Genomic DNA, 17,311 nt, shown 5'->3' with positions numbered 1-17,311 from the left:
GTCGACGGCCCGCCTCCGGAGCCGTCGACCCCGACGACCTGACGGGCGACGACCTGGCGCGCGCCTCCGAGGCGGCCCTCGCGGCGGTCGGCGGCGGCACGGTGACCGAAGCGGAGCGCAGCGACGACGCCGACCACGCCTTCGATCTGGAGGTCACCCGCGAGGACGGCACGGACGTGGACGTCGACCTCGACGCCGACTTCGCGGTGGTCGCGACGAACGACTGACGACCGGGGTCGGGGGCGGGTCAGCCGTTCCCGGAGCCGTTGCCGGGGTTGCCGGAGCCGTTGCCCGAGTTCCCGGGGTTCCCGTTGCCGTTGCCGTTGCCGCCCGTGCCGGCGTTGCCGCTGTTCCCGTTAGCCGGGGCCTCCTCGGCCGGCTCGGTCTGCTCCGGCTCGGGTTCGGGCTCCGGGTCCGGCTCCGGGGAGTCCTCCTCGACGGGCGCCGTCTCCTCGGGACTCGGAGCGGGCTCCTCCTCCTCGGTCTCGACCGGCGCCGGCGTCTCCTCGACGGGGGCCTCCTCGACCGGCTCCTCCTCCACGGGGGTCTCCTCGACGGGCTCCTCGGGAACCGGAGCCTCCTCGGTCTCGACGGGAGCGGGCTCCGGAGCCTCACCGGCCGCGATCGCCGCCTCGAGGTCAGCCCGCACCACGTCCGCCTCGGCCTGGATCGATGCGGCCCGCTCCTGGGTCACGGTTCCCGACGTCAGGGCCGCGGCGAGGGCGGCCTGCAGGGCCTCGAGCTCGGTGAGGGCGCCGGCGAAGTCGTCGACGGAGGCGCGCTCCGCGACCGCGACGACCGCATCGTCGAGGGTCTGCGCAGTGGCGTCGTCGATCGACGGGTCGGCGGCGGAGCATCCCGAGAGCAGGAGGACCGCCGTCACGACTGCGGCCGGCCAGGCGCGTCGCGCGATCACGAGCGGATGCTCTCGCGCAGGCGCTGCAGGTGCTCGCCGAGCTCGCCGTCGACGGCGGGCAGCGGCGTCTGCTGGTCCCCGCCGAGCAGGACGACGGCGAGGCCCACCGCGATCGCGACGAGCGCGAGGACCAGCACGAGCAGCCACGGGTTCGGTCCGCGACGGCGCTCCGGCTCACGCCGGAGGGTGGTCGTCGCGGTGGCGGGGGCGACCGGGGCGGGACCGACCGCGGGAGCCGGCTCCACCTCGGCCGGCAGCACGGTGGTCGCCGCGGTGCCGTGCTCGGGCAGGGGGTACACGGCCGTCGCGTCGGCGGTCGCGTCGAGCAGCTGGGTGCGGGCAGCCGTGAGGGGCACGTCGGGCACGACGATCGCCGTCGGCGGTCCGTCGCGTCGCGGGTCGATCAGCTTGCGGGCGGACTCGGCGACCTCGAGGGCCGACGGGCGCTCCTCCGGCTCGCGCTGCGTCATCGAGCCCAGCAGCGCGGACCAGCCGCTGCCCAGCGACGCCGACACCTCGGGGTCGCGCAGCAGCCGCGCGAGGGTCACCTCGATCGCCGAGCCCGTGAACGGGCGCTTGCCGGTCAGCGACTCGAGCAGCACCAGGCCGAGGGAGTAGATGTCGCTCGCGGCGGTCAGCGGATCGCCGTGCGCCTGCTCGGGGCTGAGGTACGCGGCCGTGCCGATGAGGGTGCCCGGCGAGGTGATCCGGGTCGCGTCGATGAGGTAGGCGATGCCGAAGTCGGCGAGCTTGGGCCGGAACTCGCGGCTGGTCAGCGGACTCGGCACGAGCAGGACGTTCGACGGCTTCACGTCGCGGTGGACGACTCCGGCCGCGTGCACCGTGTGCAGGGCCTCGCCGAGATCGGCGGCCATCGACGCGACGTCGTTGGGGGCGACGGGCCCCGAGGCGAGCCGCTCCGAGAGGCTCGGCCCCTCGGCGAGCTCCATGACCATGTAGGCCTGGCCGCCGGTGTCGTCGCCGCCGTCGTGCGCGTCGTACAGCGTGACCAGGGCGGGGTGGTTGAGGGCCGCGAGCAGGCGGATCTCGGAGGACTTGCGCTGCAGGTCCTGCGCGTCGTCGATGCCGGCCGCGAACATCTTCAGAGCCACCGAGCGGCCGAGGATCTCGTCGCGGGCCCGGTAGACGGTCGCCATGCCGCCCCGGCCGATCAGCTCCTCGATCGTGTAGCGGTCGCCGACCGTCGAGCCGATGACTCGGGTCTCGCCCGTCCGGTGCGATGACACGGGGTTCCTCCTCGCGCGGTGGGTGCTGCGGCGTGTGCCGCGCCCCCCGGTGCGACCGTCGCTCCAGGGTAGTACGTCGAGCGGCCCCTCCGTAGGGGCCGAGGGCCGCTGTCAAGCGGGTGTCCCACCTCTGGGGCGCACGTAGCGTGGAGGCATTCCAACGGAGGGAACAGACATGACGGACCACGCGGATCAGGGATCGACTCTCGAGGACCAGGGCTCGACCATCGGCAAGCCCGACGGCGCCGCGGCGCCCACGTCGAGCGAGAGCGAGACGATCGAGAAGGACATGACGGAGTCGCCCGGCAGCGAGCGCGAGACCGCGGCGAAGCAGGACAGCGCCCCGGACGCGAGCGCGACCGAGGTCTCGGGCGAGGCCGAAGTGAAAACGGTGCCCGGCACGGGCGGACCGGACGACGTCGGAGACGTCGAGGTGCCGCCGGGCGAGGTGCACCTGAACGGCAAGCCGTTCCCGGGGCATGCCGGAACGGCATGATTCGGCATGCCGCGGCAGCGCTCTCAGCGGCTCCGCCGCGGGGGCGTGCCGCGACAGCCTAGACGCCTGACGGCACGACCCCGTCGGGGCTAGAGCTGCACCGGCTCCAGGACCGACGGGTCGTGCCGATCGACCGTGCGCGAGTTGTTGACGCGCCGGTCGACCGGGTACGCCGTGATGGTCGAGGCCATCGCGGCCGAGGCGCCGTCGAGCGTCGCGAGCATCTCCTCCGCGGAGTCGAGGGGCTCGGGCGACAGCCACGCGTCGCGGACCTCGTGGGTGAGGAAGACGGGCATCCGGTCGTGCACCTCGCCCGAGGCGTCGCGAGCCTCGCGGGTGATGATCGTGAACGACACCCGCCAGGCCTCGCCGTCCTTCTTCGCCGTGTAGAGACCGGCGGCCGCGAGGATCGGCTCCTCGCCGTGCAGGAACCAGGGCTGCTTGCCGTCGGCGAGCGTCTGCCACTCGTAGTAGCCGCGCATCGGGACGATCGCCCGCTGCTTCGCGAAGGCCCCGCGGAACAGGCCGTTCGTGGCGACCGTCTCGAGTCGGGCGTTGATCGGCGACGGCCCCTTGCCCTTGGCCCACGAGGGCGTGAAGCCCCACGAGGCCAGCTCGATCCCGCGCTCCACCGCGTCGTCGTGACGGCGCTCGCGCACGATGGGCGCGGAGTCGGTGGGTGCGACGCTGAAGTCGGGCGCCCAGTCGGCGGCCCTGCCGCCCGCGGCGACGAACTCCCGGATCAGCTCATCGGTCTCGGAGTCCATCGCGAAGCGGCCGCACATGGGAGGAACGCTACGCCCGGGGAGCGACCGCGGCCAGCAGCGGGTCGGGGCGCACCCGGCGGACCGTCGCGACGGCGAGCCCCGCGACCATGACCGCTCCTCCGATCAACTCGCCGGCCGAGGGCGCCTCGCCCAGCAGCGCCCAGGCCGACAGGACGCCGACCACGGGCACCAGCAGGGTGAACGGCACGACCGACGCCGCGGGGTAGCGGGCGAGCAGCGAGTTCCAGATGCCGTAGCCGACGAGCGAGGCGAAGACGGCGGTGTAGAGGGTGCTGAGCACCGCCGTCGGCGAGAGGCCCGCCAGCGCGCTCGCCACGGCGGGGCCCCGTCGACGAGCAGCGAGAGCAGCAGGGCCGGCACCGGCACGACGAGCGCCGACCAGACGACGAGCGAGAGTCCGGAGGCGCCCTTCGCGCGCCGGGTGAGCACGTTGCCGATCGCCCACGACAGCGCTCCGCCGAGGCAAACGACGAACGGCAGCCACGGCGCGGTGGTGCCGTGGGCGATCCCGACGATCACCAGGCCCGCCACCCCGACCCCGAGACCCGCGAGCTGGCGCGGAGTGGGCCGCTCGCGCAGCACGACGGCGGCGATCAGCACCGTCAGCACGATCTGCGCCTGGACCACGAGCGAGGCCAGACCCGCGGGCATGCCGAGGGCGAGCGCCAGGTAGAGCAGGGCGAACTGGCCCAGGCTCATGAAGGCGCCGATGACGAGGACGGTGCGCAGCGGAGCCTCGGGGCGCGGCACGAAGAAGACGGCCGGCACCGCCACCACCGCGAAGCGCATCGCGAGGAACAGCAGCGGCGGCACGTCGGCGAGCCCCACGTCGATCACGACGAAGTTCAGCCCCCACAGCAGGACGACGACGAGGGCGAGGAGGCTGTGGCGACGGGTCATGCCTCGAGCCTGTCCGACGGGAACCGACAGCACCAGCGCAGGTCGCTACCGCCGACCCGGTAGCGTTCGTTCATGATCGAGCCACCGGCCCTCCGCGCCCTGGTCGCCGTGCGCGACTGCGGCACCGTCGCCGCCGCCGCGGAGGCGCTGGGCTTCACGCCGTCCGCGGTCTCGCAGCAGCTCAAGCGGCTCGAGCGCCAGTCCGGCGGACCGGTGGTGCAGCGCGCGGGCCGCTCGGTGTTCCTCACCGAGCACGGGCGCGCGCTCGCCGACCGGGGCGAGCGCCTCCTGGCCGAGCTCGAGGCGCTCGAGCACCTCGGAGCGGCGCCGGCGGAGGAGATCACCGGCACCCTGCGCGTCGCCGCGTTCTCGACGGCGATCCGCGGGCTGCTCGTGCCGGCCCTGGCCGTGCTGCGCGAGCGCGCCCCCCGCCTGCGGATCACGCTCGACGAGCTCGACCCGTGGGAGGCGGCGCAGCGTCTCGAGCGCGGGGCGGCCGATCTGGCGGTGCTGCACGACTGGCCCGGCCTCTCGCTCGATCTGCCGTCGACGATCGAGACCGCGACGCTGCTCGAGGACCGCGCCGACATCCTGATCCACCGCGACCACCCCCTCGCGGGGAGCCCGACGCTCGCGCCGAGCCGGCTCGCCGAGGAGACGTGGGTGAGCATCCCGGCCGGTGCGATCTGCCACGCCTGGCTCCTGCGCACCTTCGCCGGTACCGGGCGCCAGCCCGACATCGCCTACTACGACGAGGACTTCAGCACGCACATCGCGCTCGTCGAGGCGGGCGCGGCCGTGGCGCTCGTGCCCCGGCTGGGCCGCGAGCCCCTGCCGGAGCGGGTCGTCGCGGTGCCTGCTGTCGATCCGGTGTCGACCCGGGTCGTCTCGGCGGCCTGGCGCCGCTCGAGCCGCGGCAGCCCGGCGCGGACGGTGGTGCTGGACGCGCTGCGCGCGGTGGCGTGAGCACAGCGCTCGCGGCGCCGGAAGCCGTCAGACCGCTGCGTGCTCCGGGCTCCGCACCCGGCTCTTCGCCGACCAGAACCGCATGAGCGCACCGGCCAGGATCGAGCCGAGGGCACCCGCCGCCAGGTCGGCGAGGGTGTCCTCGTAGGCGACGAAGATCGAGTCGTCGATGAAGGTGTGGCCGGCCCACTCGCCCCACTCCCACAGCACGCCGGCCGTGGTGCCGAAGCACGCGCAGAGCACGATCGCGGGCGCCAGCGGGCCGCGCTCGCCCCGGACCTCGGGCACCACTCCGGCGTGCGCGGCGACGACGTACGCGACCGCCGCCGCGAGCCCGTTCAGGGTGAAGTGGACGATGAGATCCCAGGCCGGCCAGGCCTGGTAGAGCTCGAGCACGCTGCTCCAGGAGGCGACCAGGAGCGAGACTCCGAACGCCGCGTCGAGCGCGGGGCGGACGCCGAGGAACCGGGTGAGGACGAGGCCGATCGACGACAGGGCGAACACGGCGACGTCGACGAAGCCCCAGCCGATGGCGGCGGCGACGATGCTGGCGACTCCGAGCGCCCTGACTCCGTCGGCGAACCACTCGCCCCGGGTGCGGGGCGGCTCGAGGAACGTCTCGACGAGGACGGCGGCGCTCACGGCGCCGTGAACCGCAGCACGGCCTGGACCGGCTCGTGGTCGGACGCGGCCGCTCCGTCGTAGCGGACCGCGTTGATCCCGGCCGAGACCACCTCGAACGCCCCGGCGGTGACGGTCAGCCAGTCGATCCGCCGGCCCGACCGCGGTGCTCGGTAGTTGGAGTAGGTGCCCCAGGCGGGCGTGAGGTTCCGCTGCGCGACGGCCCACGAATCGGCCAGGCCCCCGCCCTCGAGCAGAGCGCGGTAGGGGTCGGATCCGACGTCGGTGTTCGCATCGCCCATCACGATCGCGGGCGTCCCGAGCGCGGTGACCCGCTCGGCCAGCAGCTGCGCCGAGCGCAGGCGGCTGCGCCGCGAGAGGTGGTCGAAGTGGGTGGAGACCACGGTCAGCTCGCGGTTCGCCGCGTGGTCGACGAGCTCGGCGATCACGGCCGTGCGCGGGATCCGGTTGCCCCAGCTGCGCGAGCCCGCGACGTCCGGGGTGTCGGACAGGGCGATCTGCGACCAGTGGCGCACCGCGAAGCGGCGGCGGTCGACGAAGAGCATCACGCGCTCGCCACCGCGATCGGGGTCGCGGCCGAAGCCCATCCCCTCGAAGGAGGAGCCGAGCACCTCCTGCACGAACTCCGCCTGGTCGGGCATCGCCTCCTGCACCGCGAGGATCGACGGGCGCTCGGTCTCGAGCAGGCGGCGGATCAGGGGCCGGCGCCGGTCCCACAGGTCGACGGCGCGCGAGGTGAGGCGGGGCATGCGGCGACGGATGTTGTAGCTCATCACGTGCAGCTCGGGCGCCTCGGTCGGACCGATCAGGGGCGTCGGGTCGGTCATGCCTCCACCCTACGGCGCTCCCCCTGGACCGACCCGGAGGCGCCGGAGGCTTGCGGAGTCGGGTCCGCGCGCACCTACTCTTCGGAGATGACCCTCTCCCCCGCCCTCGCGGACCTCGCCGGCGCCTCGTTCGTCTCGCTCACCACCTTCCGCAGGACCGGGGTCGGGGTGTCGACCCCCGTGTGGATCGCCCGCGACGGCGACGACCTGATCGTGACCACCCCCCGTCAGAGCGGCAAGGTCAAGCGCCTGCGCAACGATCCCCGCGTGACGCTCGTGCCGTGCGACCGCCGCGGCCGCGTGAAGGAGGGGGCCTCCGTCGTCGAGGGGACGGCCCGCATCGTGTCCGACCAGGACACCGTGGAGCGGCTCGGCCGCGTGTTCCTGGGGAAGTACCGCCTCGAGTACCGGATCTTCATGGTGATCGAGCGCCTGGTCAGCCGCGGCGACCGGACCCGGGTGATGCTGAGGATCTCCTGAGTCCTACACCTCCGCGCTCGGCACCGGAAGGCCCTCCGGGCGGTACCCGCCGGGGTCTACCGTGGGGCGATCGCACGCCGGTGCCCTCGTGCGCCCCCGCGCCGACCGGCGGCACGCAGAAGGAGCACTCATGAGCATCGGAGCAGGGATCTTCCTCCTCGTCGTCGGAGCGATACTCGCGTTCGCCGTCGACGTCCAGGTGGCGGGCATCGATCTGGCGCTGATCGGCTACATCCTGATGGCCGCCGGCGCGGTGGGGCTCGTCCTCGGGCTGGTCCTGATGACCCGCCGCCGCCAGGCGGTCTCGACGACGCGCTCGGCGGTCGACCCGGCCAGCGGCGAGCAGGTCACCCGCCGCACGAGCGAGAGCGACGGCCCGCTGGTCTGACGCGGATCCTCGCGGAGACGACGAGAGGGGCGGGCCGGTCATCCGGCTCCGCCCCTCTTCCCGTTCACGGCTCCGTCGGAGCGGCGGGACTACTCGTCGTCCGGCTCGCCGCCCGAGACGGTGTCGGTGTCGCTGCCGCCCTCGGAGTTGTCGGTGCCGGTTCCGTCGGGGAGGTCCTCGGTCTTCTCGGTGTCGTCACCGGTGGTGCGGTCGCTGCTCATGCTGCTCTCCCTTCGCCCGGCGCTCTGCCGGCACCCTCCACTCTGCTCCTGGATCGCGCACTCCGGCAGGGGGTAGCGGCGGCCTCCGGGGAGGTGACAGGAGCGGGCGTCAGGCCCGGTCGCTCCAGCCCAGGTTCCCGGCGATCGTGCGGAGCGTCCGCACGGCGATCTCGTACTCCTCGTCGGGGACGCCCGTCGTCGCGCTCGCGCGTTGCGCGGCGACGACCTCCTCGAGCCGCGCGGTCGCGACCTGCCCCCGCTCCGTGAGCGCGTAGAGCTCGGACCGGGCCTCGATCCAGCCGCTCTCGAGGAGCTCCGCGAGCTGCTCCGCCGCCGACTCGCCGGCCGGGTCCTCCGCGGTGGGGGCACGGAGGAACGGGGCGAGGGCCCGGTCGAGCTCGGCGAGCGGCGAGGGCCCGCGCTGCAGCTGCTGCAGGAGCTGCCACTGCCGACGGGTCACCCCGTGCTCCTCGAGGGTGACGGCGAAGCGCTCGTCGACGAGGCGCTCCACGAGGCTCAGCCAGTATCCGATCGGTCGTGATCAGCCATGCCGTCACGATACGCCCGGGCGGCGGAGGAGGCACCCGGTCCGCGGAGGAGGCACCCGGTCCGCGGAGGAGGCACCCGGGCCGCGGTCAAGGGCCAGCGGCCCGAGCGCCTCCTCCGCTTGACTGGTGCCACCGCCGACCGACGGCGGGTTCTGGGGGAGGTCGCATGGCGAACCACCGTTTCGAGCTGCGGTCCGGCCGGGGCATCGGAGTCTCGGCGGCGGGCGATCCCGTCGCCGATCGGCTCGTCGTCTTCTGCCACCCCACCCCCGGGGCGGGCGGCTTCGACCCCGATCCGCTGGAGACCGGGCCCTGGGGCCTGCACCTGCTCATCCTCGACCGACCGGGCTACGGCGCCTCCGACCCCGTCGATCCGCGGCACGCCCGCGTGCAGGACCGGGCCGACGACCTCGCCGAGTACCTGCGCCGCTCCGAGAGGACCGCGCGCGTCATCGACGGCGCCGAGTTCGGCAGCGTCGGCGTGGTCGGCTGGGGGTCGGGGGGCGCCTTCGCCCTCTCGCTCGCCGCCCGGCACCCCGACCTCGTCGACCGCATCGCGCTCGTCGGCACGCCCGCGCCTCCCCAGGCCGGCGTGCTCGTGCAGCGGACCGGGGCGTGGGAGCGCCGCGAGGTGCTGCCCGGCGAGGACGCGGGGACGCTCGCCGGCACGCTGCCGGAGGGCCCTCCGGGGCTCGACGCGCTCGGCGTCGATCCCGAGGACCCCGTGCTGGCGGGCACCCGCGGACTGCGCAACCGCCTCGAGCGGATGCTCGGCGAGGGCTGGCGGCAGGGTCCGCTGGGCGCCGCGACCGACCTCGCGGCCCTCCGCGACGGCAGCTGGGCCGACGAGCTCGACGCGGTGACCGCCTCGGTGCTCGTCGTGACCGGCGAGCACGATCCCGTCGCCGGCACCGAGGACGGCCGCTGGTACCGCGGCCGCCTCGCCGACGCCCGCACCGCGAGCGTCGCCGGGACGGGACGGCTGGCCCTCGTGCGCGAGTGGCGGCGGATCCTCGACCACGTCGCTCCGCTCGAGCGGGGAGCGCAGGGCCGATGAGCCGCGACCCGTGCCGCTGGCAGCCGGCCCGAGGATCCTCGTCGGGGCGATGGCGGTCTCGGGGGTCCTGCACCTCGTGCACCCCCGCACCTTCGACGCCGTGGTCCCCCGCGGGATGCCGGGATCGGCGCGCGGGTGGGTCCTCGTCTCCGGAGCGGCCGAGCTGGCGTGCGCCGCGGCCACCGCCTGGCCGCCGACGCGCGCGGTCGGCGGGATCGCCTCCGCCGCCCTGATGGCCGCCGTCTTCCCCGGCAACGTGCAGATGGCCCGGGACGCACGGCGCCCGCGGACCCGCGCGATCACGCTCCTGCGCCTGCCGCTGCAGGTCCCGCTGGTGCTCTGGGGGCTCCGGGCGGCGCGGCCACGGGGACGGTGACGTCCCCGCGCAAGCCCGCGCGCCGTCGGCGGACGTCCTGCTAGCTTCCCGGGATGAGCGACCAGACGGCGGACGATCGCCGAGACCAGCTGACCAGTGCCCCGCAGGCCACCGAGGCGGACGCGGCGCCGCGCATCGACGTGTCGACGACCGAGGCGGGCGACACGCGCATCGACATCCGCGAGGACGCCGCCGTGCGTCCCGGACGGGTCGAGGACGACGAGGACGGCTCCGATGTCTGAGCGCCGGCGCGCCGCCCTCGTCTACAACCCGGTCAAGGTCGAGCTCGATGCGCTGAAGGCCGCGGTGTCGCGCGCCGAGGAGGCCGCCGGGTGGAACGAGACGCTGTGGCTCGAGACCTCCGTGGAGGATCCGGGAGCAGGGCAGACCCGCGAGGCGATCGAGGCCGGCGTCGACATGGTGATCGCGGCGGGCGGCGACGGGACGGTCCGCGTCGTCGCCGAGGCGCTGCACGGCTCCGGGATCTCCCTCGGGCTCCTTCCCTCCGGCACGGGCAACCTGCTCGCCCGGAACCTGGACCTCACCCTCGACGACATCGACAACGCGCTCACCGTCGCCTTCTCGGGCACCGATCGCGCGATCGACATCGGCATGATCGACATCGAGACCGACCACGGCCGCGACCGGCACGCCTACGTGGTCATGGCCGGGCTGGGCATCGACGCGAAGATGCTCGCCAACACCGACGACGACCTCAAGAAGCGGGCCGGCTGGCTCGCCTACGTCGACGCGCTGCGCAAGGCACTGCTCGACAAGAACCAGCTCGAGTTCCGCTACCGCCTCGACGACTCGAAGGTCCGCAAGGTGCGCGCGCACACGATCATCGTGGGCAACTGCGGCGCCCTGCCGGCGAACATCCTGCTGCTGCCGGACGCGCCGTCGACGACGGCGAGTTCGACATCGTGCTCCTGCGGCCCGAGGGGTTCTTCGGCTGGGCGCAGATCATCTTCAAGGTGGTGTGGGAGAACGGCGTGCTGCGGCGCAGCGGGATCGTGGGCCAGAAGCTGATGGGGCTCACCAAGGAGGTCTCCGCCCTGCGCTACGTGAAGGGCCGCGAGCTGGTCGTGCGCCTGGAGAAGGCGCAGGAGATCGAGCTCGACGGCGATCCGTTCGGATCGACCTCGGCGTTCCGCACCTGGATCGAGCCCGGCGGGCTCACGGTGCGGATGCCCGCGTAGTCCCTCGGAGGCCGCCCGTCCCTCCGGGGGCGGGCGCCTCGGTCGTTCCTAGGCGCGGACGGGGTCGGCGTTCGGAGCCGACACCTCCGCGGTGAGCCCCGAGGCGACGACATCCGCCGTGTACTCGAGCGTCGGCGTGGACCAGCCCGGATCGAGGACCGACCCCGACCAGGTGAAGAGGTAGTCGACCGATCCGTCGGTCGACGGCACGGCCGCGGTGAAGCTCCAGCCCGCGCCCGAGACGGCGGTGGGAGCGGATCCCGGGCGGGTGGAGGCGGGATAGCGGACCCGCACGGACAGCACCGGAACCGGCGCCCCGACCGAGGAGACGTGCCAGTACCGGTTCTGGATCTGGAGCGCCGTGACCGTGGCGGTGGGCCCCGTGGCGTTCCACTGCGCGGGCCAGCTGGTGAAATTGTTGAACGCCAGCGTCGCGTCAGACGTGCGCGGCGCGAGCGGCGCCTCCGAGGCTGCCGCCGCCGGCGTGGCCAGGGCGACGGCGATGACGGGGGCGCTCCAGACGGCGGCGCGGACGAGGGAGCGGCGGGTCGAGTGCGCGGGCGCGCCGGAGTGCTCCGGAGCGCGCGACGGCGCGCCGGAGTCACCCCTCACGGGGGTGCTGGGCATGCGGGATCTCCAGGGAAGAGGGTGTCTCGGGGGCGTGTCATCGCCGACCCGCGGCCGGGGGTTTCGGGTTCCCGGCCGCGGCACGCGAGAGGTTCGGGTTCTCGCGGTGAGGCGGTGCGCTCCGACGCGGGCGGGGATTCGGGTTCCCGCCCGCGGGAGGCTGCTCAGCAGGTGCGGATCTGCAGCGCGGCTTCGGGTGCCGCACCCCATGCACCTGCATGGACATGGCGACCCTAGTGCGCGATCCGTCGCGGCGGCAAGGGAAAGGCGCGGTCCTGCTCCCGAATCGTCGCGTTTCTGGTAACTTTCCCGCCCTTCTGTCGAGATCCACGACGGAATCAGCAGTTCTGAGTGCACTCGGTCCGCAAGCCCGAGGAGGTGGCGCGGTGTCGTGGGCCCGCCGTCAAGCCACCGCGGACTGAACCCCCCTTCCCGTACCTTTCCCCCATGGGCATCTTCGACCGGCGCGCCTCCGCGCGCCCCGCCACCGCGCACCCCGCACCCTCCCCCGCAGCCGCCTCCGCACCCGAGCCGGCGTCCGCGCCGGTGCCGCGCCGGACCGTGTGGTCCGACGGGCTGGGCCGGTTCGCTTTGCGCTGCCTCCAGGTGATCGTGATCCTCGCGCTCGCGTCGGTCCTGGTCTTCGCGATGACGCAGCTCACCCTGGTGCTGATCCCGGTGATGATCGCGATCATCCTGGCGTCGGCCATCCATCCGCTGCTGGCGTGGCTGCGGCGCAAGGGCGTGCCGTCGATCCTCGCGACGTGGCTCTCGCTCCTGGGCCTGCTCGCGGTCCTCGGCGCGGTCGGCTGGCTCATCACCGTCGCCGTCCGCAACCAGTGGGGCGATCTCGTGAACCGCGCCTCCGACGGCATCGCGTCGCTCCAGGACTACGTGCAGCACCTGCCGTTCGAGATCGACGAGCAGCAGATCGAGGACGCCCGCACGACGGTCGTCGACTTCCTCACGTCGAGCAGCTTCGGCTCCGGCGCTCTCGCGGGGGCCGCGGCCGCCGCCAACTTCGTCACCGGGCTCGTGCTGATGATCGTCGTGCTCTTCTTCTTCATGAAGGACGGGCCGAAGATCTGGGAGTTCCTCCTGCGCCCGTTCGTCGGCGAGAGCTACGACCGCGCCAAGCGCGTCGGCACCAAGGTGGTCGACGTGCTCGGCGACTACGTGCGCGGCACCGCGACCGTCGCGGCCGTCGACGCCATCGGCATCGGGATCGCTCTGGCGATCATCGGCGTCCCGCTCGCGATCCCGCTCGCCGTGATCGTGTTCCTCACGGCCTTCATCCCGATCGTCGGAGCGACCGCCGCCGGGATCCTCGCCGCGCTGGTCGCGCTCGTGGCCAACGGACCGGTCCCGGCGCTGATCGTGATCCTCGTCGTCATCGCCGTGAACCAGCTCGAGGGCAACTTCCTCCAGCCGGTCCTGATGGCCCGCTCGCTGAAGCTGCACCCGCTGATCGTGCTCGTCGCCCTCACCATCGGCACCGTGCTCGCGGGCATCGTGGGCGCCGTCCTCGCCGTGCCGATCGCCGCGGTCGTCTGGGGCGTGATCTCGGTCTGGAACGGCCACGACCGCCCGGCGGAGCCCGCGCGGCAGAAGCGGCGCGAGACGGTCTGAGCGGATCGGGAGGGCGTCAGGGCCGGCCGATGATCCCGTCCCGCAGCGCCTGACGCCGCAGGGCGATCCGCGTGCCGGCGTCGACGCCCGCCTCGCGGTACTTCGCCCGGGCGCTGCGGAGGCAGCTGCGCGCCGCGTCCTGGGTGATGCGCAGCTGCGTCGCGACCTGCTTGAGCGACACCCCCTCGACGAACAGGCCGATGACCTGCCGCTCGCGCGCCGTGAGCGTGCCGGCCCCGTCGCCCTCGAGCAGGGCGCGGGTGCGGTCGGTGACGAACACGCCACCGGCCGCGGCCGTCCGGATCGCCTCGATGATCACCTCGGTCGGCTCGCTCTTGACCAGGTAGCCCTGCGCACCCGCGGTCAGCGCCCGGCCGATGGTCCCGGCGCCGGCGTGGGTGCTGATGATGACCACGGCCGCGCCGGCCGCGCGCAGCGTCCGGATCTTCATCGCGAGGTCGAGGTCGTCGCCGAGGTCGATGTCGAGCAGCACGACATCGCTCGGGAACGCCGGATGTCCCAGGAGAGCGGTCCAGCCGGCCGCGGTCGCGACCACGTCGATCCGCGCGTCCGACCGGCGGATCCACTCCGAGAGCGCGCTGAGCAGGATCGGGTGGTCGTCGAGGATCGAGAGGGTGATCGCCGGGGCGTCCTCGGGGCGGCTCGCGGGAGTGGTCACGAGGCGCTCCTCCTGTCGCTGCGGCGCTGCTCGAGCGAATGCTCGAGCCGGACGGCGGTGCCCACGGCGCCGTGCTCGACGCGGTACGCGCCCAGCTCGCCGAGGATGCCCCAGACCGCGGAGTCCAGCTCGCGCGGACGGGTGCCCAGCGCGGTCACGCCGATCGCGAGGAGCGACGGATGCGGCCGCTCCCCGGCGCTCCGCACCTCGCGGAACACCGCCTCGACGCCGGGTCGCGAGGGCGCGCCCGGCTCCGTCAGGAGCCAGAGGACGGACAGCAGGCGCGCCCGGTCGGGCGGCAGGAGCGACGCGGCGAGCCCGTCCGGGTCGTCGAGCAGGACCGCTCCCGAGAGGTGCGCGGACTCGTCCACCGCGATGCGGAGCCACGTGCGGTCGTGGCTGCGGGCGAGGGCGCCGCGCAGCTCGTCGCCCAGCAGCCTGCCCTCCTCCCCCGTCCGCTCGTCGAGGTCCCCGGACGCCGCCCCGCTGATCCGCGCGAGCAGCTCCTCCACCCGGCCGTCGATGCTCGCCAGCTCCGACGCCGCGAGGCTGCCCGGCCCGGTGCCCGGCGCGTCGATCATGCTGTCGGTGAGGGTGCGGTCGAGCTTGCGGTGCACGTGCTCGTCGACGGTCGAGAGGATCATCGCGCAGAAGACGGTCGGGGCGACCGCCAGCAGCGTGATGGTGGTGCCGATCCCGGTGCCCCCGGGCGCCGTGACGCTCTGCACCGCGAGGGTCGCGACGCTCACGCCGACCAGCAGCCCGAGCGCCCCGTAGGTGCGCGACAGCGGATGGAAGGCCATCAGCCCGAGCAGCGTCGCGCCGACCCCCACGCAGATCGACGGGTAGTACACCCCGGAGGAGCCCTCGGGCGCCGAGTCGGCGATCTCGAGCGCGAGCGCGGCCGCGTCGACGATCATCACGGCCGTGAAGGCACGCAGACCCAGCTCGCCGCGGTGGAGGAGGGCGGCGACCGCCCCCGCGACGAACGCCGCGATCACGACGACCCACGCCGCTCCGGTGAGCGGGCCCGCCGAGCCGGCGTTCCACGACCAGGAGAAGGAGAACACGCCGCGGACCATCACGAGGCCGGCGACCGTGAGGAAGCCCAGGCCCAGGTAGCTCGCCGTCAGCTGATGGGTGCGCTGGATCTGCGTGCGCACCGCGCGCAGCGGTCCCGGGCCGGTCTCGGCCGCGCGCACGAGCGCGAGGAGCGTGCCGCCCGGGCGCTCCGACCCGCTCATCGCGGCACGCTCATCAGGACGGTGGTGCCGGCGCGCGGTGCGGAGAAGACGCGGGCGGAGCCGCCGACCGCCTCCAGGCGCCCGTGCACCGATTCCGCGAGGCCCAGCCGGTCGGCGGGGACCGCGCGCGGGTCGAAACCCGTCCCGGCGTCCGAGACGGCGATGCGGACCTCGCGCTCGTCCTGCTCGATCGTGATGTCGACCGCGAGGACTCCGGAGTGCCTCCGCACGTTCTCGAGGCACTCGCCCGTCGCCCGCGCGAGCGGCTCGAGAGCGTGGGCCGGGACCTCGCCGTCGCCCGGGTGCCAGGAGATCTCGAGGCCGAGGGCCCGGTACCGGCGGTCGACGGCGGCGAACCGCTCGGGCAGCAGCGCGCAGGGCAGGTCGCCCGGGACGTCCCCCAGCGGCTCCTCCGAGCGCTCGAGGCGCTGCAGGAGGTCGAGGTCGGCCGCAGCCCGCTCGCGCAGGGTCTGCGCCGGGACGCCCTCGCCCCGGTGGGCGACGAGCGTGAGCGTCGCCAGGATCGTGTCGTGCATCAGCCGGGCGTCGTAGCGCCGGCGGGCCTCGTCCTCGCTCGAGCGCCGCTCCGCGTCGTGCGCGGTGCGCAGGCGCCGGGTGCCGGTGTCGGCGCGCTCGACGCTCGCGGCGATCCAGCGCGCGATGGCCCAGCACCCGGTCCAGCTCACGACGACGGCGAGGGCGACGAAGAAGGCGCGGCCGGACGCGAGCGTCGCGACCGTGCTCAGCGCGAGGACCGGGATCAGCCCCGCGACCGCGAACGCGAGGAGCCGGCGGGACGCGCCGAGCGCGAGCATCGGAGTCGGGAGGGCCATCGACGACAGCATGGTGATGCAGCCGAGCACGGTCGGCGCGCGGAGGTCGAGGTCTGAGAGGACGAACATCACGAGGGCGGCGAGGCTCAGGGCGCAGGAGAGGGCCACGAGCCGGGCGCTGCTCGCGAGGCGCGCACGACGGGGCACGAGGACGACTCCGGAGGCGAGGACCAGCACGAGGAGGATCGGCGCCGCGCGGAGGATCTCGGCCGGCTCGAGCACGAGCAGGTGCACGGCGCAGGCACCGGTGAAGACGCCCTGGGCCCGGCGGGCGCAGCGCAGCCCCACCTCGGACTGCTCGCGTCGCAGGGCGGCTCGCTCCGGGGGCGCGTCCGGGTCCGTCGAGGGGAGCATCGCCGTCGGGCCTCGCCGCTCTGCAGGCTCCCGTGGGCGCAGAGGCCGCGCGACTCGGGGGCGGTGGATGGGACTCGGCGCCGCCGTCGGCCCCGAGGACTGCATCGTCGCATACAGCAGGCGGTCGGTATCGGCCTCAACTGTCGGGTTCCGCGCCGTGGAACGACTCGTCGCGCCGGATTCCGACCGCGGCGGTCGCGCCCAGCGCCTCCGATCCCGTAGGCTGGGGTCATCTCGTGGGCGATCGCCCGAATTCCACGGCTGAGAAGTCGCCACCACCAGCACGCACTCGCTGGAGACGACGAAGAGACTCAGCCCCTGATAGAGACCGCGCTGACCGTCCAGATCGATCTGGTCCGGGAAGCACCGATCGACGGCACCGACCTCGATCCAGCGGTTCGAACGCCCGTCTCGCCGGCGGGTAGCGCCCTTCACAGGACGCCGCGGAAGCCGCGACGTTCCTCGTTCGACCCCCGCACCTCCGACTCCGTCGGGACGCGGGACGTTCTCCCCCGCGGAGGTCCCCTCCGCCCCCAAGACGACCCGAGCTGCTCCCGATCGACGCGTGTTTCATCCGCGCGGAGGAGGAACCGCCCGGGTACCGCACACTCGTGCGGAATCTGACGACGTCCGCTCCGGCAGGCGTCATTAACACATAAGGAAAAGAAATGCCTACTGGCACCGTTAAGTGGTTCAACTCCGAAAAGGGCTTCGGCTTCATCGCTCCCGACGACGGAGGCGCCGACGTGTTCGCGCACTTCTCCGCCATCGCGAAGCAGGGCTACCGCGAGCTCGTCGAGAACCAGCACGTCGAGTACGACGTCGAGCAGGGTCGCAAGGGCCCGCAGGCCGCGAACATCCGCGGCGTCGGCGAGTAATCACCGACTCCTGACT

At 73.8% G+C, this 17,311-nt stretch carries 23 protein-coding genes and 1 pseudogene; 12 read left to right on the top strand and 12 right to left on the bottom strand.

The window, feature by feature from the left end; translation table 11 throughout:
• The coding region (locus B0T42_RS20110) for a PepSY domain-containing protein (RefSeq protein ID WP_446737379.1) at positions 1–227 on the top strand (227 nt) is incomplete at its 5' end.
• A 20-nt stretch (positions 228–247) separates the two neighbouring features.
• On the opposite strand, the gene B0T42_RS12920 is transcribed toward B0T42_RS20110, so the two are convergent.
• A complete protein-coding gene (locus tag B0T42_RS12920) occupies positions 248–916 on the bottom strand; it encodes a hypothetical protein (protein WP_077223503.1) in 669 nt (222 codons plus the stop codon).
• The gene (locus B0T42_RS12915) at positions 913–2,163 is read right to left on the bottom strand and encodes a serine/threonine-protein kinase (RefSeq protein ID WP_077223502.1); all 1,251 of its coding nucleotides are present in this window, start codon (positions 2,161–2,163) and stop codon (positions 913–915) included. The genes B0T42_RS12920 and B0T42_RS12915 overlap by 4 nt, the downstream gene beginning before the upstream one ends.
• A 175-nt stretch (positions 2,164–2,338) precedes the next feature.
• Between B0T42_RS12915 and B0T42_RS12910 the strand changes: the two genes are divergently transcribed.
• A complete protein-coding gene (locus B0T42_RS12910; RefSeq protein ID WP_077223501.1) occupies positions 2,339–2,659 on the top strand; it encodes a hypothetical protein in 321 nt (106 codons plus the stop codon).
• 89 nt (positions 2,660–2,748) lie between these two features.
• Here the strand turns inward: B0T42_RS12910 and B0T42_RS12905 are convergent, their stop codons facing one another.
• The gene (locus B0T42_RS12905) at positions 2,749–3,444 is read right to left on the bottom strand and encodes an SOS response-associated peptidase (RefSeq protein WP_077223500.1); all 696 of its coding nucleotides are present in this window, start codon (positions 3,442–3,444) and stop codon (positions 2,749–2,751) included.
• Positions 3,445–3,454: 10 nt separating this feature from the next.
• Positions 3,455–4,347 (bottom strand): annotated as a pseudogene (locus tag B0T42_RS22740) (EamA family transporter).
• A gap of 72 nt (positions 4,348–4,419) precedes the next feature.
• Between B0T42_RS22740 and B0T42_RS12895 the strand changes: the two are divergent.
• Positions 4,420–5,313 (top strand): LysR family transcriptional regulator, encoded by an 894-nt coding sequence (locus B0T42_RS12895; RefSeq protein ID WP_077223499.1) that lies wholly within the window; start codon positions 4,420–4,422, stop codon positions 5,311–5,313.
• A gap of 27 nt (positions 5,314–5,340) precedes the next feature.
• On the opposite strand, the gene B0T42_RS12890 is transcribed toward B0T42_RS12895, so the two are convergent.
• Both B0T42_RS12890 and B0T42_RS12885 read right to left on the bottom strand, forming a co-directional pair.
• Entirely contained in the window at positions 5,341–5,955 is a 615-nt protein-coding gene (locus tag B0T42_RS12890; RefSeq protein WP_077223498.1) for a DUF2238 domain-containing protein, read from the bottom strand.
• Positions 5,952–6,782: an endonuclease/exonuclease/phosphatase family protein gene (locus tag B0T42_RS12885; RefSeq protein WP_077223497.1), complete on the bottom strand. Its 831-nt coding sequence runs from the start codon at positions 6,780–6,782 to the stop codon at positions 5,952–5,954. The genes B0T42_RS12890 and B0T42_RS12885 overlap by 4 nt, the downstream gene beginning before the upstream one ends.
• A gap of 87 nt (positions 6,783–6,869) precedes the next feature.
• Here B0T42_RS12885 and B0T42_RS12880 point away from each other — a divergent pair, with 87 nt between their 5' ends.
• Together B0T42_RS12880 and B0T42_RS12875 are read left to right on the top strand one after the other, a co-directional pair.
• On the top strand, positions 6,870–7,262 hold the full coding sequence (locus B0T42_RS12880) for a PPOX class F420-dependent oxidoreductase (protein WP_077223496.1): 393 nt from the start codon (positions 6,870–6,872) through the stop codon (positions 7,260–7,262).
• A 130-nt stretch (positions 7,263–7,392) separates the two neighbouring features.
• Complete coding sequence (locus B0T42_RS12875; RefSeq protein ID WP_077223495.1) at positions 7,393–7,650, top strand: DUF6458 family protein; 258 nt, start codon at positions 7,393–7,395, stop codon at positions 7,648–7,650.
• Between the two features lie 89 nt (positions 7,651–7,739).
• On the opposite strand, the gene B0T42_RS22020 is transcribed toward B0T42_RS12875, so the two are convergent.
• Together B0T42_RS22020 and B0T42_RS12870 are read right to left on the bottom strand one after the other, a co-directional pair.
• Positions 7,740–7,871, bottom strand: coding sequence for a hypothetical protein (locus B0T42_RS22020; RefSeq protein WP_269087525.1), 132 nt, complete (start codon positions 7,869–7,871; stop codon positions 7,740–7,742).
• A gap of 109 nt (positions 7,872–7,980) precedes the next feature.
• Positions 7,981–8,382 (bottom strand): MarR family transcriptional regulator, encoded by a 402-nt coding sequence (locus B0T42_RS12870; protein ID WP_236720272.1) that lies wholly within the window; start codon positions 8,380–8,382, stop codon positions 7,981–7,983.
• Between the two features lie 203 nt (positions 8,383–8,585).
• Here B0T42_RS12870 and B0T42_RS12865 point away from each other — a divergent pair, with 203 nt between their 5' ends.
• From B0T42_RS12865 to B0T42_RS22340, 5 genes are read left to right on the top strand one after another with little or no spacing between them, the layout of a single operon-like run.
• Positions 8,586–9,476 (top strand): alpha/beta fold hydrolase, encoded by an 891-nt coding sequence (locus tag B0T42_RS12865; RefSeq protein ID WP_077223493.1) that lies wholly within the window; start codon positions 8,586–8,588, stop codon positions 9,474–9,476.
• Between the two features lie 10 nt (positions 9,477–9,486).
• The gene (locus tag B0T42_RS12860; RefSeq protein WP_236720271.1) at positions 9,487–9,852 is read left to right on the top strand and encodes a DoxX family protein; all 366 of its coding nucleotides are present in this window, start codon (positions 9,487–9,489) and stop codon (positions 9,850–9,852) included.
• Between the two features lie 53 nt (positions 9,853–9,905).
• A complete protein-coding gene (locus B0T42_RS12855; RefSeq protein WP_077223491.1) occupies positions 9,906–10,094 on the top strand; it encodes a hypothetical protein in 189 nt (62 codons plus the stop codon).
• Positions 10,087–10,881, top strand: coding sequence for a diacylglycerol/lipid kinase family protein (locus tag B0T42_RS12850; RefSeq protein WP_342418247.1), 795 nt, complete (start codon positions 10,087–10,089; stop codon positions 10,879–10,881). The genes B0T42_RS12855 and B0T42_RS12850 overlap by 8 nt, the downstream gene beginning before the upstream one ends.
• Positions 10,827–11,051, top strand: a complete 225-nt coding sequence (locus tag B0T42_RS22340; protein WP_342418246.1) for a diacylglycerol kinase family protein — start codon at positions 10,827–10,829, stop codon at positions 11,049–11,051. The genes B0T42_RS12850 and B0T42_RS22340 overlap by 55 nt, the downstream gene beginning before the upstream one ends.
• A gap of 48 nt (positions 11,052–11,099) precedes the next feature.
• Here the strand turns inward: B0T42_RS22340 and B0T42_RS12845 are convergent, their stop codons facing one another.
• Positions 11,100–11,678, bottom strand: coding sequence for a hypothetical protein (locus tag B0T42_RS12845; protein WP_077223490.1), 579 nt, complete (start codon positions 11,676–11,678; stop codon positions 11,100–11,102).
• A gap of 447 nt (positions 11,679–12,125) precedes the next feature.
• Here B0T42_RS12845 and B0T42_RS12840 point away from each other — a divergent pair, with 447 nt between their 5' ends.
• Positions 12,126–13,307, top strand: a complete 1,182-nt coding sequence (locus B0T42_RS12840; protein WP_077223489.1) for an AI-2E family transporter — start codon at positions 12,126–12,128, stop codon at positions 13,305–13,307.
• Between the two features lie 16 nt (positions 13,308–13,323).
• On the opposite strand, the gene B0T42_RS20105 is transcribed toward B0T42_RS12840, so the two are convergent.
• Genes B0T42_RS20105 through B0T42_RS12830 form a run of 3 tightly spaced genes read right to left on the bottom strand, consistent with a single transcriptional unit; the run spans position 13,324 to position 16,417 of the window.
• Positions 13,324–13,986 (bottom strand): response regulator, encoded by a 663-nt coding sequence (locus B0T42_RS20105; protein ID WP_158078127.1) that lies wholly within the window; start codon positions 13,984–13,986, stop codon positions 13,324–13,326.
• Positions 13,983–15,230 (bottom strand): hypothetical protein, encoded by a 1,248-nt coding sequence (locus B0T42_RS20100; protein ID WP_158078126.1) that lies wholly within the window; start codon positions 15,228–15,230, stop codon positions 13,983–13,985. The genes B0T42_RS20105 and B0T42_RS20100 overlap by 4 nt, the downstream gene beginning before the upstream one ends.
• Positions 15,227–16,417, bottom strand: coding sequence for a sensor histidine kinase (locus tag B0T42_RS12830; protein ID WP_077223488.1), 1,191 nt, complete (start codon positions 16,415–16,417; stop codon positions 15,227–15,229). The genes B0T42_RS20100 and B0T42_RS12830 overlap by 4 nt, the downstream gene beginning before the upstream one ends.
• Positions 16,418–17,085: 668 nt before the next feature.
• Here B0T42_RS12830 and B0T42_RS12825 point away from each other — a divergent pair.
• Positions 17,086–17,295: a cold-shock protein gene (locus B0T42_RS12825; RefSeq protein WP_055786246.1), complete on the top strand. Its 210-nt coding sequence runs from the start codon at positions 17,086–17,088 to the stop codon at positions 17,293–17,295.
• Positions 17,296–17,311: the final 16 nt, after the last annotated feature.

Source organism: Rathayibacter rhapontici (assembly GCF_001995175.1).
Taxonomy (GTDB): domain Bacteria; phylum Actinomycetota; class Actinomycetes; order Actinomycetales; family Microbacteriaceae; genus Rathayibacter.
Note: the sequence above shows the minus strand (reverse complement) of the source record. Positions and strands in the feature narration are given on the sequence as shown.

Excerpts from the sequence above, each read along its gene's own strand:
- B0T42_RS12910 (WP_077223501.1), top strand. The coding sequence starts at position 2,339 with ATGACGGACCACGCGGATCAGGGATCGACTCTCGAGGACCAGGGCTCG.
- B0T42_RS12905 (WP_077223500.1), bottom strand. The coding sequence starts at position 3,444 with ATGTGCGGCCGCTTCGCGATGGACTCCGAGACCGATGAGCTGATCCGG.
- B0T42_RS12895 (WP_077223499.1), top strand. The coding sequence starts at position 4,420 with ATGATCGAGCCACCGGCCCTCCGCGCCCTGGTCGCCGTGCGCGACTGC.
- B0T42_RS12885 (WP_077223497.1), bottom strand. The coding sequence starts at position 6,782 with ATGACCGACCCGACGCCCCTGATCGGTCCGACCGAGGCGCCCGAGCTG.
- B0T42_RS12880 (WP_077223496.1), top strand. The coding sequence starts at position 6,870 with ATGACCCTCTCCCCCGCCCTCGCGGACCTCGCCGGCGCCTCGTTCGTC.
- B0T42_RS12875 (WP_077223495.1), top strand. The coding sequence starts at position 7,393 with ATGAGCATCGGAGCAGGGATCTTCCTCCTCGTCGTCGGAGCGATACTC.
- B0T42_RS22020 (WP_269087525.1), bottom strand. The coding sequence starts at position 7,871 with ATGAGCAGCGACCGCACCACCGGTGACGACACCGAGAAGACCGAGGAC.
- B0T42_RS12865 (WP_077223493.1), top strand. The coding sequence starts at position 8,586 with ATGGCGAACCACCGTTTCGAGCTGCGGTCCGGCCGGGGCATCGGAGTC.
- B0T42_RS12855 (WP_077223491.1), top strand. The coding sequence starts at position 9,906 with ATGAGCGACCAGACGGCGGACGATCGCCGAGACCAGCTGACCAGTGCC.
- B0T42_RS12850 (WP_342418247.1), top strand. The coding sequence starts at position 10,087 with ATGTCTGAGCGCCGGCGCGCCGCCCTCGTCTACAACCCGGTCAAGGTC.
- B0T42_RS12845 (WP_077223490.1), bottom strand. The coding sequence starts at position 11,678 with ATGCCCAGCACCCCCGTGAGGGGTGACTCCGGCGCGCCGTCGCGCGCT.
- B0T42_RS12840 (WP_077223489.1), top strand. The coding sequence starts at position 12,126 with ATGGGCATCTTCGACCGGCGCGCCTCCGCGCGCCCCGCCACCGCGCAC.
- B0T42_RS20100 (WP_158078126.1), bottom strand. The coding sequence starts at position 15,230 with ATGAGCGGGTCGGAGCGCCCGGGCGGCACGCTCCTCGCGCTCGTGCGC.
- B0T42_RS12830 (WP_077223488.1), bottom strand. The coding sequence starts at position 16,417 with ATGCTCCCCTCGACGGACCCGGACGCGCCCCCGGAGCGAGCCGCCCTG.
- B0T42_RS12825 (WP_055786246.1), top strand. The coding sequence starts at position 17,086 with ATGCCTACTGGCACCGTTAAGTGGTTCAACTCCGAAAAGGGCTTCGGC.